This is a genomic window from Staphylococcus sp. GDB9P120P, assembly GCF_017893435.1.
In the GTDB taxonomy this organism is placed as follows: domain Bacteria; phylum Bacillota; class Bacilli; order Staphylococcales; family Staphylococcaceae; genus Staphylococcus; species Staphylococcus cohnii.
On the sequence record NZ_JAESNB010000002.1, the window covers coordinates 88979 to 106075 of the forward strand.

13 protein-coding genes are annotated in these 17097 nt (G+C 32.4%); 2 read left to right on the forward strand and 11 right to left on the reverse strand.

Features of this window, described 5'->3' with window-relative positions; all coding sequences use genetic code 11:
- Positions 1 to 392: 392 nt before the first annotated feature.
- The 11 genes from KA856_RS00465 to rpmH all read right to left on the reverse strand — a co-directional run bounded on the left by KA856_RS00465 (position 393) and on the right by rpmH (position 12970).
- Positions 393 to 1988: a BCCT family transporter gene (locus tag KA856_RS00465; RefSeq protein WP_107384179.1), complete on the reverse strand. Its 1596-nt coding sequence runs from the start codon at positions 1986 to 1988 to the stop codon at positions 393 to 395.
- Positions 1989 to 2321: 333 nt separating this feature from the next.
- Positions 2322 to 2753 (reverse strand): universal stress protein, encoded by a 432-nt coding sequence (locus tag KA856_RS00470; protein WP_107385344.1) that lies wholly within the window; start codon positions 2751 to 2753, stop codon positions 2322 to 2324.
- 407 nt (positions 2754 to 3160) lie between these two features.
- Positions 3161 to 4519 (reverse strand): glycerol-3-phosphate transporter, encoded by a 1359-nt coding sequence (gene glpT, locus KA856_RS00475; RefSeq protein WP_107386058.1) that lies wholly within the window; start codon positions 4517 to 4519, stop codon positions 3161 to 3163.
- Positions 4520 to 4760: 241 nt separating this feature from the next.
- On the reverse strand, positions 4761 to 5327 hold the full coding sequence (locus KA856_RS00480; RefSeq protein WP_107385339.1) for a helix-turn-helix transcriptional regulator: 567 nt from the start codon (positions 5325 to 5327) through the stop codon (positions 4761 to 4763).
- A 266-nt stretch (positions 5328 to 5593) separates the two neighbouring features.
- Positions 5594 to 7054, reverse strand: coding sequence for a carbon starvation CstA family protein (locus KA856_RS00485; protein WP_107517828.1), 1461 nt, complete (start codon positions 7052 to 7054; stop codon positions 5594 to 5596).
- A 264-nt stretch (positions 7055 to 7318) separates the two neighbouring features.
- On the reverse strand, positions 7319 to 8155 hold the full coding sequence (locus KA856_RS00490; protein WP_040030046.1) for a ParB/RepB/Spo0J family partition protein: 837 nt from the start codon (positions 8153 to 8155) through the stop codon (positions 7319 to 7321).
- Positions 8156 to 8190: 35 nt separating this feature from the next.
- On the reverse strand, positions 8191 to 8916 hold the full coding sequence (gene rsmG / locus KA856_RS00495; RefSeq protein ID WP_107384810.1) for a 16S rRNA (guanine(527)-N(7))-methyltransferase RsmG: 726 nt from the start codon (positions 8914 to 8916) through the stop codon (positions 8191 to 8193).
- Position 8917: 1 nt separating this feature from the next.
- Positions 8918 to 10795, reverse strand: a complete 1878-nt coding sequence (gene mnmG, locus KA856_RS00500; RefSeq protein ID WP_107384809.1) for a tRNA uridine-5-carboxymethylaminomethyl(34) synthesis enzyme MnmG — start codon at positions 10793 to 10795, stop codon at positions 8918 to 8920.
- 16 nt (positions 10796 to 10811) lie between these two features.
- Positions 10812 to 12191: a tRNA uridine-5-carboxymethylaminomethyl(34) synthesis GTPase MnmE gene (mnmE, locus tag KA856_RS00505; RefSeq protein WP_181187421.1), complete on the reverse strand. Its 1380-nt coding sequence runs from the start codon at positions 12189 to 12191 to the stop codon at positions 10812 to 10814.
- Positions 12192 to 12344: 153 nt separating this feature from the next.
- Complete coding sequence (gene rnpA / locus KA856_RS00510; protein WP_107386350.1) at positions 12345 to 12692, reverse strand: ribonuclease P protein component; 348 nt, start codon at positions 12690 to 12692, stop codon at positions 12345 to 12347.
- Between the two features lie 140 nt (positions 12693 to 12832).
- Complete coding sequence (gene rpmH, locus KA856_RS00515) at positions 12833 to 12970, reverse strand: 50S ribosomal protein L34 (RefSeq protein ID WP_000240855.1); 138 nt, start codon at positions 12968 to 12970, stop codon at positions 12833 to 12835.
- Positions 12971 to 13691: 721 nt separating this feature from the next.
- Here rpmH and dnaA point away from each other — a divergent pair.
- Positions 13692 to 15059 (forward strand): chromosomal replication initiator protein DnaA, encoded by a 1368-nt coding sequence (gene dnaA, locus KA856_RS00520; RefSeq protein WP_107386351.1) that lies wholly within the window; start codon positions 13692 to 13694, stop codon positions 15057 to 15059.
- A 240-nt stretch (positions 15060 to 15299) separates the two neighbouring features.
- Complete coding sequence (dnaN, locus tag KA856_RS00525) at positions 15300 to 16430, forward strand: DNA polymerase III subunit beta (protein WP_019467929.1); 1131 nt, start codon at positions 15300 to 15302, stop codon at positions 16428 to 16430.
- The last annotated feature ends 667 nt before the right edge of the window (positions 16431 to 17097 follow it).

The window sequence follows — 17097 nt, forward strand, 5'->3', positions numbered from 1 at the left end:
TATCATTGTAGCAATTTTGCATTGTACTGTTACTTGTGGAAATGACATGAGTGAGAAAGGATATTCGCGAACTATGCTACAACTTACTCGAATAAGCATGCACGATCAAAACCGTAAGTTTTTATATAAAATGAACTCATCCATCATGTGTAATAATACGAAGCTTTTTTCTATTATATTAAAACACATCACTTATAAAGATTTTGCATCGTGCGGACGCCCGGGGAAATGATATGAGCGAGAGACTACAGGCTCGAGCCATATCCCCAGGCAAGCATGCACGATCAAAATCGTAATATTTTCATATAAAAAGGACTAATCCGTTTGAAAACGAATTAGTCCTTTATTTTGAGATTGAGGTTTGTGTCTCAGATATTTCTTATATTTAATAATTATTCTGATTTGTTGGCGCCTCTATTTTCTGCAATTCTCGTATATTCTTCTAATCTATGTTTGTTTGGTGATAGTGTTAAACCTAAGAACTTACGCTCTTTATTGGCATCTTTATAGAAACTGACCATCATACAAAGAATGATGATAGAGAATGGTAAGGCGGTCATGATTGCCATGTTTTGAAGGGCATTTAATCCATTATCTCCACCTGAGAATAATAAGATAAATGCGATCAATGCTTGTGCAACACCCCAAACCACTTTAATCATTGCTGATGGGTTTAATGAACCAAATGTTGTTTGCATTCCTAATACGAATGTCGCTGAATCGGCTGACGTAATAAAGAACGTTGCTATTAAGAGCAATGTCACAATGGACAGCGCAAAGCCTAATGGTACTTCATTAAACACACCAAATAATGCAGTTTCTGGTGGCATATCAAATATTTTTGGATTGTCTTTTGCAGTTTCGATACCTAGAACACCGAATGCTGCAAACCAAACTAAACTTACAAGTACCGGTGCTAACATAACTCCAGATACGAACTCTCTAATTGAACGTCCTTTAGATACACGTGCAATAAATATACCAACAAATGGACTCCAACTAATCCACCAAGCTAATTGGAAGAAAGTCCATGATTTCATCCATTCATTTTTTTGTGGATCTAATGGTGCAGTATCAAACATGTTAAATAATAACGTATTCAAATATTCACCTGTTGAACTTGTTAACATGTTTAAGATTAAAACGGTTGGTCCTACAATAAAAATAAATAATAAGATTATGCCTGCTAAACCAATATTAGCATTACTTAAATATTGGATACCACGGCTTAATCCTGACCATGCACTAGCTAAGAATAAGATTGTAACAATTACAATAATAATACCTTGAGTCACAATATTATTCGGGATATCAAATAGGTAGTTTAGACCACCTGCAATTTGCATAGCGCCTAGACCTAAAGATACCGCTACACCACCGATAGTAGCGAAAACAGACACTACGTCAATAACTGTACCAAGCGGACCGTCTACTTTATTTCCGAAAATTGGACGTAATGTTTTTGAAATTAATGCAGGTTCATTTTTTCTAAATTGGAAGTAAGCTAACGCTAACGCAACAACACCATACACTGCCCATGCGTGGAAGCCCCATTGCATAAATGCACCTCTTAAAGCTTCTTTATAAGCATGTGCTGATTGTGGTTCTCCAGATGGTGGTGATACAAAGTGACTGATTGGTTCAGCTGCTCCCCAAAATACTAAACCAATTCCCATACCAGCACTAAATAGCATCGCAAACCATGAAATTGTGTTAAATTCTGGTTTATCTTCAGGTTTACCCAATTTCAATTTTCCGATTGGGCTAAATATCAAGAAGACACAGAAGAATATCATTAGAGCTACAATAACCATATAATACCAACCAAAGTATTCAGTAATCCAACCAGTAATATTTGTCCCTATTGAATTAAACTGATTTGGAAATATTGCACCTAACAATACAACTATTGCGGTAATAATAATACTATAAGTAAAAACAGAAGACAGTTTCTTCCCACTAGCATTATGTTGTTTATTTTCCAAAATTAGTAACCTCCCTTATAATTGAACATTAGGCAGAATAACAGACTTTATATATGAAAACAACAGCACTAACATTTGCTTTCATATATATCGTGTGGCTAAAGCCGTCATAAAAGGATTACAAAACTAAACATAAAAATTCAATATTTCTATAAATATATTTATTAAAGTTGAATTCATTAACTTTAAAATAAACTTGTTCATGTTTTAATTTAAAAAATAAAAGACTAGAAAGTAATTTTAACCATTACATTCTAGTCTAAAATATGATGTTTTTATGCGGAAACATAACGCTCATCGCTATAATAAAAGCATTTCAATACTTTGACTTCAATATTATTTCACTATAAGTACTGGTATAGGACTTCTTTTAGCAACTTTATGTGTTACATCTCCAAGTACATGTTTGATATCTATACTTACTCGATGGTTACTCATTACAACTAAATCAAAATCGCCTACATCCATATCTCCAAAACTGATTCTCTCAAGTATGGTATCTTTTACAGGCCCAAATTCGATGGCTACTTTATAATTAATACCTTGCTCTTTTAATTTTTCAAGAAATGGAGTAAGTTCTTCTTCCTTTTCTTTAATGATATCTTCTTTATGTTTATTTTCATAACGTACACTTGCCAATAAATCATTTTCAGTCATGACATTATGAACAACTACAGTGGAATCTTCTCCAACTAATTTCGCTAAGTTCTCAGGAATGTTATCGAAATCATTTTCAAAAGAGTATGGTAGTAAAATATTTTTATACATAATAAATCACCTTTCTTAATTAAACTATTGCAAAACAGTCTCATGTAGTTTTGCTCGTTTAAATATATTTTTGGTGCCTTAATGCGTATTTTACTAGTGAAACAACTGAAGTATTGAGCAACTTTTTGCATTAAATCAATGATGTACCCATACCATAAAAAATTTTTAGTGTACTTACTTATTATTTAATTACCACAATTTTATATAAATTATTCATTAAATAACCATTAATAATGAAATATTTCATATTCAGCGTTTCAAAATACTTATAGCTTGTTGATTACATACACAAATAACACTCACAATAATGATTTCAAAAATAGATTTCGTTTATAAAAAATAGACATGACTATGAAATCAAAATCATTTCATTGATCTCATAGTCACGCCTTATAATGCTTGTTTTATTAATGTAATTGTTCTTGGCCTCGTTTATTCCAAGTTAAAATAAAGCTTAACATCGCTAAAATACTAATAACTGTTAATAAGACAAAACCAAAATCCCATCCAAAATGTTGTACGACAAAACCTAAAACAATATTTGCCATCACAGCACCAAATAAGTAACCAAATAAACCCGTTAGACCTGCAGCTGTTCCGGCTGCTTTTTTAGGTACATAATCTAATGCTTGTAAACCAATCAACATCACTGGCCCATAGATTAAAAATCCAATTGCAATTAATGATAAATTGTCCAACCATGCATGACCTGGTGGGTTTAACCAATAAATTAATACAAAAATTGTAACGCCAAGCATAAAGAAGAAACCTGCAGGACCACGGCGCCCTTTAAATACTTTATCGGAAATATAACCACAAAGTAGTGTACCTGGAATGCCTGCCCACTCATAAAGGAAATAAGCCCAACCTGATTCACTTAAATTGAATTGCTTTTCTTCACTTAAATAAGTAGGTGCCCAATCTAACACACCATAACGTACAAAATAGACAAAAATATTAGCAAAAGCAATGGCCCATACCCATTTGTTATTTAATACATATTTAAACAATATTTCTTTTGTTGTTAACTCTGTTTCAAGTGTTTCATGTGACGTCGTTGAGTAATCTTTGTTAAAGCGTTCAATAGGAGGTAAACCTTGTGACTGAGGTGTATCTCTAATTAAACAATATGCAATAATTGCGATAACAATTGCCAGTAATCCTGGATATATAAATACGCCTTCAAATCCTCTTAAATAACCAAAATTATAAAGGGCAGTCATAGATATTCCCCAAGTTGCGATCGGTGCCATTAGTCCTCCACCAACATTATGAGCCACGTTCCAAATAGACGTTTTACTACCACGTTCACTAACACTAAACCAGTGCACAAGTACACGTCCTGATGGCGGCCATCCCATACCTTGAAACCATCCATTTAGAAATAACATAATAAACATGATTGTTATACTAGAAGTAAAAAATGGTACAAATCCTAATAGTAAATTAACAATTGCCGTAAGCATCAAACCTAAAGTTAAAAATACACGCGCATTACTGCGATCACTTACGGTTCCCATTACAAATTTACTAAATCCATAAGCGATTGAAATGGCTGATAGCGCAATACCAAGCTCTCCTTTACTGAAACCATCTTCAATTAATGAAGGCATTGCTAATGAAAAGTTTTTTCTCAGCAAATAGTAACCCGCATAACCGATAAAAATACCTAAAAAAACCTGTAACCGTAACTTTTTATATGTATCATCTACCTTTTCAGATGGTAAAGGATCCACATGTTTTGCTGGCTTTAAAAAACGAAACATACAATCACCCCTAAATTAGCAATTATTTTTTCTTAACATTTTATTTACAAATTATTTACTTAATATTAATATTTCCCAGTTAGTAAAGCAATACTATTATTAAGATTTGAATATTATTATTGTAAGAAATAATATTTACTAATGCGTGGGGTATACGATCGCAATAATCAAAGATTTCATAAATCAAACACCTCATAGTTATGATAAATCTTTAACTACAAGGTGTTATGAAAAGTAACTATTACAATACATCAAAAAAATGCATGCTTAATAGCACAATTATAATAAATAATCCGACACAAACTATAAAACTGTACATAAAAGTTACAGTATTACGCAATTTACTACTATAAACATCATTAGGGTCTTTCCCATGCATAAAAGCAACTATCCTGTCATACGTTTGTATTCTATACGATTTTTTTAAGGCTTCTACTTTAAATGATGCAATAATCATAGTTATTAAGAGTATAAGTTCAGCTGAAATCCATAATGTCGTCCAATAGTAGAGTGTTGGACCTGCTAAAATTGCGGATAATAACATAGGCCAAATCATTAAATGACTCCATAAATTAAATTTGCTCTGTTTTAACTTTTGTTCCATAATCTCTATGTCTCCTTTAACTAAATTATCTAAAGAAACTTGAAACAAAGAACTAAGCATTAACAAATTATGTATATCTGGATAACTTTTATCATTTTCCCAATTTGAAATTGTTTGTCGTGAAACATACAATTTTGCAGCTAATTCTTCTTGTGATAAATGGTCACGCTGTCTAAAAAATTTAATTTGATTACCTATGTTCATTTGCCAAGCTCCTTTAACTTGAGACTATAGTGTGATTCTATTTTAGACTACCAAATTGTATTGACATGCGCACATTTAATTATGCAAAAAGTTTTTGTCATATAGCTATAGCGTCTTTTTTAGACCTCCCTTAGACTTACAAGAAATAAGAGTAAGACCGCAACTAAATCATGTTTTTAATCACGTATCTTACTCCTATCATTATTATTATTTAATTAACCTGTATCATAGCGTTAAGAAATCAGTATCCCATCATAATTTTATATTTATGTCGCAGTTTGTTGTTGTTGATATGGTATAGGATGATCTAATTCAAATGAAGCACCTGCAGTAATTTTTTTATATTGATAAGTAAAGTAGCCAATCCATAAAATTGTAAATACAAATGCGAGGCCATAACTTAAATTAAGATCCAGACCTAAACCTATCTTCTGACTTAAAATATAAGTGAAAATATTCCAAGTCATAAAGACTGCTGGAATTGCTGCCACCCAAAAATTCTTTTTCGCGATAAGTAAGTACATTGCACCTACCCATAAAGCGACAACAGCTGTAGTTTGGTTTGCCCAAGAAAAATAGCGCCATAAAATGGTAAAGTCTACCTGAGTCAAACCAAAGCTTACGACAAATAATGGTGCAGCTACAATCACTCGTTTTAACATACTGCGCTGACCATAATTTAAATAATCAGCTATAATCATACGTGCACTACGGAAAGATGTATCACCACTTGTAATTGGTAAGACAATAACACCCAGTACTGCAATCGTACCAAACACAGAACCCAATAATAGATGTGATGCTTCACTTACAACAAGAGCCGCTTCCCCACGTGCTAAAACATCACTTAATCCACTATATCCATTAAATAAACTCATGCCTGCAGCTGCCCAAATCATTGCTATAATACCCTCTGCAATCATCATTCCATAGAATATGAAACGACCATTTTTCTCTTTGTTTGTCGTTCTCGAAATAATAGGCGTTTGTGTAGCATGAAAACCAGATAAAGCACCACAAGTAATTGTAAAAAATAGTAGTGGAAATATAGGAGCGCCATCTGGATGCATATTTTTCAAATTAATTTCAGGTATCGGTGCACCTGTTTGAATAAGACGGAAACCTATACCTACTGCACTAATTAATAGCAATGCACCGAAAATTGGATAAATGCGTCCAATGATTTTGTCTATAGGTAAAATTGTAGACAAAATATAATAAACAAAAATGACAAAGATAATGATACCTAATGCGATTCGACCATCTAATAAATTATGTAGTAACAATGCCGGGCTTGTTACAAAAACTGTTCCAGTTAGCAATAATAATAAGATTGAAAAGATATTTACAAAGTGTTTCATGACCTGACCTAAAAATTTACCAGCAAGCTCCGGTAAATGTGCCCCTTTATTTCTAATTGAAATCATTCCAGTCAGATAATCATGTACTGCACCTGCAAAAATACATCCCACAACAATCCATATAAATGCTACAGGTCCATATAATGCCCCCATAATCGGTCCGAAAATCGGTCCTACACCTGCAATGTTCAATAGTTGAATGAGTGAATTTGATGATGTCTTCATAGGTAAATAATCGACATTATCACGTTGATTATATGCTGGTGTTGGTCTATCTTGTTTCGTGCCAAACATTTTGTCGATATACTTCCCATAAGTGAAATAACCTATAACTAATAAAATAATAGATACAATAAACGTTACCATTTTAACATCCCCCTTTAATAATATGTAAGCGTTTTCTTAATTTAATCACATATTTTATTATTCGACAATCCTGTAAATGTTTTTTATTTATTTATTTTTAATTTTTGGGGAATATAAAATAAAATATACTTTTAAAATAATCTTTACATTTAAATGATATCTGACTCATTAACACTTATAATAAATAAAAAAAGTACAACCTCATTTAAATTAAAACGAAGTTGTACTTTTTGAATAAGCGATATGTTCAATTAAACTCAACTGTTATTTTTTATAAAGCTTAATTTTTATTTCATAATAATCATCATGGTCTTTAGCTTGATGTTCAAACTTGATGCCACTTTTTTCAATTTCTTCTAAACTTTTGCCTACCGCTTCACGTGCATCTGTTAAGTCTTTTTCAAATGCAAAACTTTGCGCTTTCACTTTTTCAGGGCCGACTTTTTGTTTTACTCTAGCTTCAGTTTGTTTCACGTTTAACTTTTGGCTTATAATCGTTTCCACTAATGTTTCTTGATCTTCATCTGATAAACTTAGCATCGCACGTGCATGACGTTCTGTAACTTTGCCTTCACGTAAACGTTCTATCACTTTTGGCGCTAATTTTAATAATCTCAATTTATTTGCTATAAAACTTTGACTTTTACCTACACTTTTAGCTAATTCACTTTGTGTAGTATCGCCTAGTTCTAAAAGTTTTTTATAGGCTTCTGCCTCTTCTACAACAGATAAATTTTCACGTTGGATATTTTCTATTAAAGCAACCACTGCAGTTTCTTCATCACCTAAATCTCTGATAATGACATCTGCGTATGTCTTATTCAACGATTGTAAGGCTCTAAATCTACGCTCTCCAGCAATAATTTCAAACATATCCTCTTCTATAGGACGTACTACAATCGGTTGTAACAATCCATGCTCATCTATTGATTCTGCGAGTTCTTTAATCTTATTTGGCTCAAATACTTGTCTTGGTTGATAACGATTTGGCACAATACGTTCAGTATGAATAGATTCAACACTATTATGATCCTCTTCTATATAACCAACAATGTCATCTTTATTTTTCAAACCAAATAATTTAGAAAAAGGTTTCTTCATATTTTATGCGCTCCCTCTAAATTAGTTGTATTAAATCACTTTTCTTTTTCAAGTAATGGAGACTTATTGGGCATTCCTGGTTTTCTTGGATATTTCTTTGGTGTCTCACTTCTCTTATCAATCTTTATCATTTGCCTTTCACCAGCATCTTCTGGTAATTCATATGAAATGACATCCTGAAGTTTACCACCGAGGATTCCTATACCAAAACGCGCTTCTTCCAATTCTTCTTCGCCTTTAGCTGATTTTAAAGCAATGAATTGTCCACCCTTTTTAACTAACGGTAAACACAATTCGCTTAATACGGAAAGTCTAGCAACTGCACGTGCAGTTACAATATCATAAGACGCCCTGTAGTCTCCCTTTCCGTAAATTTCTGCGCGATCATGTACAAAATTCACATTTTCTAAATCTAATGCTTCTGCTAATTGATTTAAAAAATGGATGCGTTTATTTAATGAATCTACAATTGTAATTTTTAAATTAGGATAAATAATTTTTAATGGAATACTTGGAAAACCAGCACCAGCACCAATATCACAAATTGTTAGCTCTTGTGTCAAATCCGTATAAAAACTTAGTGCAATTGAATCATAAAAATGTTTCAAATACACTTCATGTTCTTCAGTAATACTTGTTAAATTCATTTTTTCATTCCATTCAACGAGCATTTGAAAATACGTTTGAAATTGATGTTGTTGTTTTTCTGTAAGTTCGATATCTTGTGTGCTGAGTTGCTCAGTTAACCATTTTACACTCATCTTAATTTTCCACCCTTTGTATTTTACCTTGTTCTAGGAACACTAATAAGATCGAAATATCTGCAGGATTTACACCTGAAATCCGAGATGCTTGCGCAATATTTAACGGTTTAACTTCCGCTAATTTTTCGCGTGCTTCAGTCGCTAAACTATCAACTTTACTATAATCTAAGTCTTCTGGAATTTTCTTTTCTTCCATACGTTTTACTTTTTCAACTTGCTGTAACGACTTATTGATATAGCCTTCATATTTTGTCTGAATTTCAACTTGCTCTTCAACATCACTAGGTAATTGATTTTCTTCTTCTAAAATTTCTAGAATCAAGTTATACGTCATTTCAGGTCTACGCAATAACTCCAAGGCTAATATACCGTCTTTCAAGCGTGAACCGCCTTGCGCTTCAATAATTTCTTGTACACGTTCGTGCGGTTTTATTCTAATTTCATTTAAGCGTGCTTGCTCATCTTTTATCATTTGACGTTTTTCATTGAAACGCGCATAACGTTCTTCAGAAATCATACCTAATTTATAACCTAAATCTGTTAATCGTAAATCTGCATTGTCATGTCTTAATAATAAACGATATTCTGCACGAGATGTTAATAAACGATATGGTTCATTGGTACCTTTTGTTATAAGATCATCTATTAAAACACCAATATAGGCGTCTGAACGGCTTAAGATGACTTCTTCCTCATCTAGTACTCTTGATGCTGCGTTAATTCCAGCCATGATACCTTGTCCTGCCGCTTCTTCATAACCAGAAGTTCCGTTGATTTGTCCTGCAGTATATAAGTTTTTAATTTTTTTAGTTTCTAGTGTTGGCCACAGTTGTGTCGGTACAAGTGCATCATATTCAATTGCATATCCTGCACGCATCATATCCGCTTTTTCTAAGCCTGGAATTGTTTCCAACATCTGACGTTGAACATGTTCAGGTAAGCTTGTTGATAAACCTTGGACATAAACTTCATTGGTATTTCTACCTTCTGGTTCTAAGAAAAGTTGATGTCTAGGCTTATCATTGAATCTTACAAATTTATCTTCAATTGATGGACAATATCTAGGTCCTGTACCTTTAATCATGCCTGAATACATCGCAGATAAATGTAAATTATCATCTATAACTTGATGTGTTTCTCCATTGGTATATGTTAACCAACAAGGTAATTGATCTAAAATATATTCCGTTGTTTCAAAACTAAATGCTCTACCAACGTCGTCACCTGGTTGTATTTCTGTTTTAGAATAATCAATCGTTTTGGCATTAACACGCGGTGGCGTACCAGTTTTGAATCTCACTACTTCAAATCCGAGATTTCTAAGATTGTCAGCTAGTGAAATAGATGGTAATTGATGGTTTGGACCACTTGAATATTTCATGTTACCTAAAATGATTTCACCACGTAGAAATGTACCAGTTGTAATAATGACTGCATCTGCCCAGTATTCTGTGCCGATATTCGTACGTACGCCTTTGATGACTTCATCTTCAATAATTAAGTCATCCACCATACCTTGCATAATATCAAGGTTTGCTTCATCTTCAATTACCTTTTTCATTTCTTGTTGATAAAGTACTTTGTCAGCTTGTGCGCGAAGTGCTCTTACTGCCGGGCCTTTGCCAGTGTTTAACATACGCATTTGGATATGCGTTTTATCGATTGTTTTCGCCATTTGGCCACCTAATGCGTCTATTTCACGAACTACTATTCCTTTAGCCGGGCCACCAACTGACGGGTTACATGGCATGAATGCAATATTATCTAAATTTATTGTTAACATTAACGTTTTGGCACCACGTCTTGCTGAAGCAAGTCCAGCTTCAATACCAGCATGTCCGGCTCCAATTACTATTACATCATATTCTTGAGCCATACTTTTTTCCTCCCTTTTATTTTCCTAGACAGAATTGACTAAATAATTGATTTATCAATTCTTCACTTGCGGATTCTCCGATAATTTCACCTAAAATTTCCCAAGTTCTCGTTAAATCTATCTGAACCATATCCATTGGCACACCAGCTTCTGCAGCATCTATAGCATCTTGAATTGAGTTTCTCGCTTGTTTTAACAATGAAATATGTCTTGAATTCGATACATATGTCATATCCTGATTTTGGACATCTCCTGCAAAGAATAAATCTCTAATTTGTATCTCTAACTGATCAATACCTTCTTGTTTTAACATTGATGTTTGAATGATTGGCATATCTCCAACCATTTCTTTTACTTCTGAAATATCTAATTGTTTGTCTAAATCCATCTTGTTAATTATGACAATGGCATCTTCATTTTTAATAACTTCATATAACTTGCGATCTTCTTCTGTTAATGATTCGTTATAATTTAGCACAAACAAGATTAAATCCGCTTCACCTAAAGCTTTGCGTGAACGTTCTACACCAATACGTTCAACGATATCTTCCGTTTCACGTATCCCAGCAGTATCTACTAACCTTAAAGGTACACCGCGAACGTTTACGTACTCTTCTAAAGTATCTCTAGTCGTACCAGGCACCTCTGTAACAATCGCCTTATTGTCTTGGATCAGGTTATTTAACATGGATGACTTACCAACATTCGGCTTACCAACTATGACCGTTGCTAAACCTTCTCTCATTATTTTCCCTTGTGTGCCTGTATCTAATAACTTATTAATCTCTGTCTTAATTTGATTTGATTTTTCTAATAAAACTTCTGTTGTGGCATCTTCCACATCATCATATTCTGGATAATCTATATTAACTTCTACTTGTGCAAGGATTTCGAGAATGGATTGTCGCTGTCGCTTAATCATATCACTTAAACGACCTTCAATTTGATTCATTGCAACTTTAGATGCACGATCGGTTTTAGAACGAATAAAATCCATCACCGCTTCGGCTTGAGATAAATCAATACGACCATTTAAAAACGCACGTTTTGTGTATTCACCTGGATCAGCCATTCTTGCACCGTGTGTCATCGTTAACTCTAACACTCTATTGATGGTTAAAATACCACCGTGACAATTAATTTCAACGATATCTTCTCTAGTAAATGTTTTCGGTGCACGTAAGACAGACACCATCACTTCTTCGACCACTTCATTTGTCTCAGGATCAACAATATGCCCATAATTTATTGTATGAGAAGGTACATGTTCTAATGGTTCTTTCCCTTTATATAATTTATCTGCAATATTTACCGCGTCAACACCTGACAAACGTACAATACCAATAGCACCTTCACCCATAGGTGTGGATATACTCGTTATCGTATCTAAATCCATCATCCATCTCGCCTCCTTTATTCTAAAATTTATCATTATAATATTGTAAATAGTTTTGGATCAAAAAGCTAACATCTTGTTCAAAATTTCTAATAAGTTAGTCTTAGGGTTGTGTGACGTTAGACTGACGTCAGTCTAAATTATCCCCCTACCCTACTTAATTCGTTTATTAAAAACCTTAGCTATTTTTAAAACATGTTCTAAACTTGCTTGGATTTGTAGTGTATCCATATCTTTAGCTGGCTGCCTGGCTATCACAATAATTTCCATTGGTAATATATTTTGTTTATGTACCTTGAAACTTTCACGAATAGCACGCTTAATTTTATTTCTAACAACAGCATTACCTAATTTTTTAGAAACACTAATACCTAGTCTGAAGTGTTCTAATTCTTTATTAGACTTCGTATAGACTACAAATTGACGATTTGCTACTGATTTTCCTTTTTTATATATAAATTGGAAATCACTGTTCTTTTTAATTCGGTATGCCTTCTCCACGAAACATCACTCGCTTATCTTTTCATTACATTTATTATTATATACCTAACATGTGTTGTATTTTTTAATAATAACAATAATTTTGCTACTTATTTTCGTTATTTTAAACCAAAAAAAAGACCACTGATGAGTCAGTGATCTTATGCTGATAATACCTTACGGCCTTTACGACGACGACGCGCTAAAACTTTACGACCGTTTTTTGTGCTCATGCGTTTTCTGAAACCATGAACTTTACTATGTTTACGTTTATTTGGTTGATAAGTACGTTTTACCATGCAAAAACACCTCCATCTGTATTCGGTTATCTAAATATTATAATAGATAAATTAATATAAGCTTTTTGCTTCAAGTCTTGATTTAATATTATTAATTTCTAGTCATAATTCAAGCAACTACTACAATATAACAAAATCTTTTTTATAAAGCAAGTATCAATTTCAAGCATGTTTTCATCTCATTATAATATGAATGAGTACTAGATATTTTTAAACTGTATTGATAAATACGTCTATTAATATAGAAGATTCACCTTATCATATAAATATTTTTCATTTCAAATCTAGAGAATTTTTAATTATACAAATTCCATACACTTTTTATAAATTATTTCCCAAGCCCACAAATCGTTTAATTTTTGATATACTATTCATTCTTGTAAGTTATCCACTTATTCACAGATACGCATGCTTATTTTGTGGATAATATTTCATCTATGCACAGGGTTATTTACGATTTAACAACATATTCACAGCCATTTGACAGAGGTGTTTGTTAAAAAGTATAATTGTGTGGATAAGTTATGTAAATATTGATAAATAAGGGATTATATTATGGAGATATATCCTAAATGGTTGTGTATAACTTATAATCCATAATGAGTTATCCACTGATTGTGTGTAACTTGTGGATAATTATTAACAGCTTGTGATTATGTTTATTCACACATGTTATTTCTGTGTATAACTTTTAAAATATAGAAAGTTGGAGTTTGCTATTATGTCAGAACAAGAAATTTGGGAAAAAGTTTTAACCTTAGCTCAAGAAAAAGTCAGCTATCCTAGCTATCAAACTTTTTTGAAAGATACAAAACTTTATTCGTTACAAAATGATGAAGCTATTGTAGTCATTGATGATCCTTTTGTAGCTAATTGGTTAAAAACACATTATGTTGAAATCGTACAATCTGCATTATATGAAGCTATTGGTCACGAAATCATGCCAGTATTTTACTCTGAAGATGAATTAGAAAGTTTAAAATCTGAAAAAAAACAAGATGTTAAACAAAGTGCTAATGAAAAAGAAGTAGACCTTGATACTGTTGATGTAGCAAAAGTTGGTGATGAACAATTCAATATCAACAATACATTTGAAACATTCGTCATCGGTCCCGGAAACAGATTCCCACACGCTGCGAGTTTAGCTGTAGCCGAAGCACCGGCCCAAGCATATAATCCATTATTTATATATGGTGGTGTAGGATTAGGTAAAACCCATCTAATGCATGCTATTGGCCATTATGTCTTAGATAATAATCCAGATGCCAAAGTCATCTATACATCTAGTGAAAAATTTACCAATGAATTCATTAAATCTATCCGAGACAATAAAACAGAACGTTTTAGAGAAAAATATCGTAATATCGATGTGCTCTTAATAGATGATATACAATTCATTCAAAACAAAGAACAAACTCAAGAAGAATTCTTCCACACATTTAATGATTTACATCAAGCGAATAAGCAAATTGTTATTTCTAGTGATAGACCTCCTAAAGAAATTGCTAAATTAGAAGATCGACTACGTTCTCGCTTTGAGTGGGGATTGATAGTAGATATTACACCGCCAGACTACGAAACCAGAATGGCTATTTTGCAGAAAAAAATTGGTGAAGAAAATATAAATATTCCTACTGAAGCCTTAACGTATATCGCTAATCAAATACAATCAAATATACGTGAACTTGAAGGCGCACTTAATCGTGTATTGGCCTTTTCAAAGTTACAAGGGCAACCTATCACAACTGAATTAACAGCAGCTGCACTGAAAGATATCATCCAAGCACCTAAATCTAAAAAAATTACTATACAAGATATCCAAAAAGTTGTTGGAGAATACTATAGTGTAAGAATAGAAGACTTTAGTGCCAAGAAACGTACAAAATCGATTGCTTATCCACGTCAAATTGCTATGTATTTATCACGTGAATTAACTGACTTTTCGCTGCCTAAAATCGGAGAAGAGTTTGGTGGACGTGATCATACTACTGTTATTCACGCACATGAAAAAATAGTAAAAGATATCAATAATGATCCGACATTTAAGCAAGAAGTTGAAAATCTTGAAAAAGAAATTAGAAACCAATAAAACAATCTGTACTATAACAGATTAATAAATCAATTTAGAGGTATAACAAAATAACTTATTTTTTAACTTTGTGGACAATGTGCAAAAGTAATACACACTGTGCACAAGTTATCCACAGTCGTCAAACAATGACATGATTGTATTAATTTGAGTTATCCCCTAATCCACAAGCCCTACTACTATTACTACGGGTTTAAAACCTATATAATTATTATATAAACGACTGGAAGGAGTTTAAAAATGGAATTTACAATTAGAAGAGATTATTTTATAAATCAATTAAATGACACATTAAAAGCAATCTCACCAAGAACTACATTACCTATACTAACGGGTATAAAAATTGAAGTTAAAAACAATGAAGTCATACTTACTGGTTCAGATTCAGAAATCTCAATAGAAATTACAATTCCTAAACAAGTAGATGGAGAAGACATTATTGAAATTACAGAAACTGGTTCAGTTGTACTCCCTGGTCGTTTCTTTGTAGATATTATTAAAAAACTACCAGGAAAAGAAGTTAAATTATCAACAAATGAACAATTCCAAACTTTAATAACTTCTGGACATTCAGAATTTAATTTAAGTGGTTTAGATCCAGATCAATATCCTTTATTACCACAAGTTTCTCGTGATGATGCCATTCAATTATCTGTAAAAGTGCTTAAAAACGTGATAGCACAAACGAATTTCGCAGTGTCCACCTCAGAAACACGCCCAGTACTCACTGGTGTTAACTGGCTTATACAAGATAATGAATTAATATGCACAGCGACTGACTCACACCGCTTGGCTGTGCGAAAAGTAGCTTTAGAAGATGAATCTGAAAATAAAAATGTCATTATTCCAGGTAAAGCTTTAGCAGAATTAAATAAAATTATGTCTGATAGTGAAGAAGATATCGATATTTTCTTTGCATCAAACCAAGTATTATTTAAAGTCGGAAATGTAAACTTTATTTCACGTCTCTTAGAAGGTCACTATCCAGATACTTCACGTTTATTCCCAGAAAACTATGAAATTAAAATAGGCATAGATAACGGAGAATTCTATCATGCTATTGATCGTGCATCTCTATTAGCACGTGAAGGTGGAAACAATGTTATTAAATTAAGTACAGGTAATGAATTAGTCGAGTTATCTTCTACATCACCAGAAATTGGTACTGTGAAAGAAGAAGTAAAAGCGGATAACGTTGATGGCGGCAATTTAAAAATTTCATTTAACTCTAAATATATGATGGATGCACTTAAAGCAATCGATAACGATGAAGTTGAAGTTGAATTCTTTGGTACGATGAAACCATTTATTTTAAAACCAAAAGATGACGATTCAGTTACACAATTAATTTTACCAATTAGAACATATTAAGCTTTTGTTCAAGAGATAGAGCCTGAGACAGATTTATGTCTCGGGTTTTTTATATTGTGGATATTTAAATCATAGTAAGCATAACTTAGAGGTGTGGACAGAAGCTTGATTTAAAACCCATTTTCAATTCAGTCATCTACTGCCAATATGAAATGCGTTTGAGGCGAATCTATTATGTCTCAACCTCTGTCACATATAAACCATTGCTTCACTCTTTTTTATTTCGAAGTAATTTCATAAAATAAAACGTGTATATTGATAGAGATATATTAATCATAAACATTTAACGCTACTTACATGCTATTTAGAGCTTAAATATAAGCAATTTAAACTTTTTTAGACTTATGATACCTAAAACTAATAATTAAGCTGAGAAAGTCATTAAAATTCAAAATCATAACATTGTCGTTGAACGCATATTAAAATTTTTTATGAAATATTGCGTAGTTAAAAACATTAATAATTTTTAAGTAGAATCTTTTTTTAAGAAGATAGAATATTAGGAAGAAAAGTTTGTTATAATATATGAGTGTTACCTTGTTAAAAGTACTTTTGTAAATAAATTTCAATAATAGTAAAAATTATACATAAGAAAACGCTTTCTATCTGCATTTTGCATGAAATTTTTCTCGAAAAAAGGTATAATATATAGATGAGTTTAAAAGGA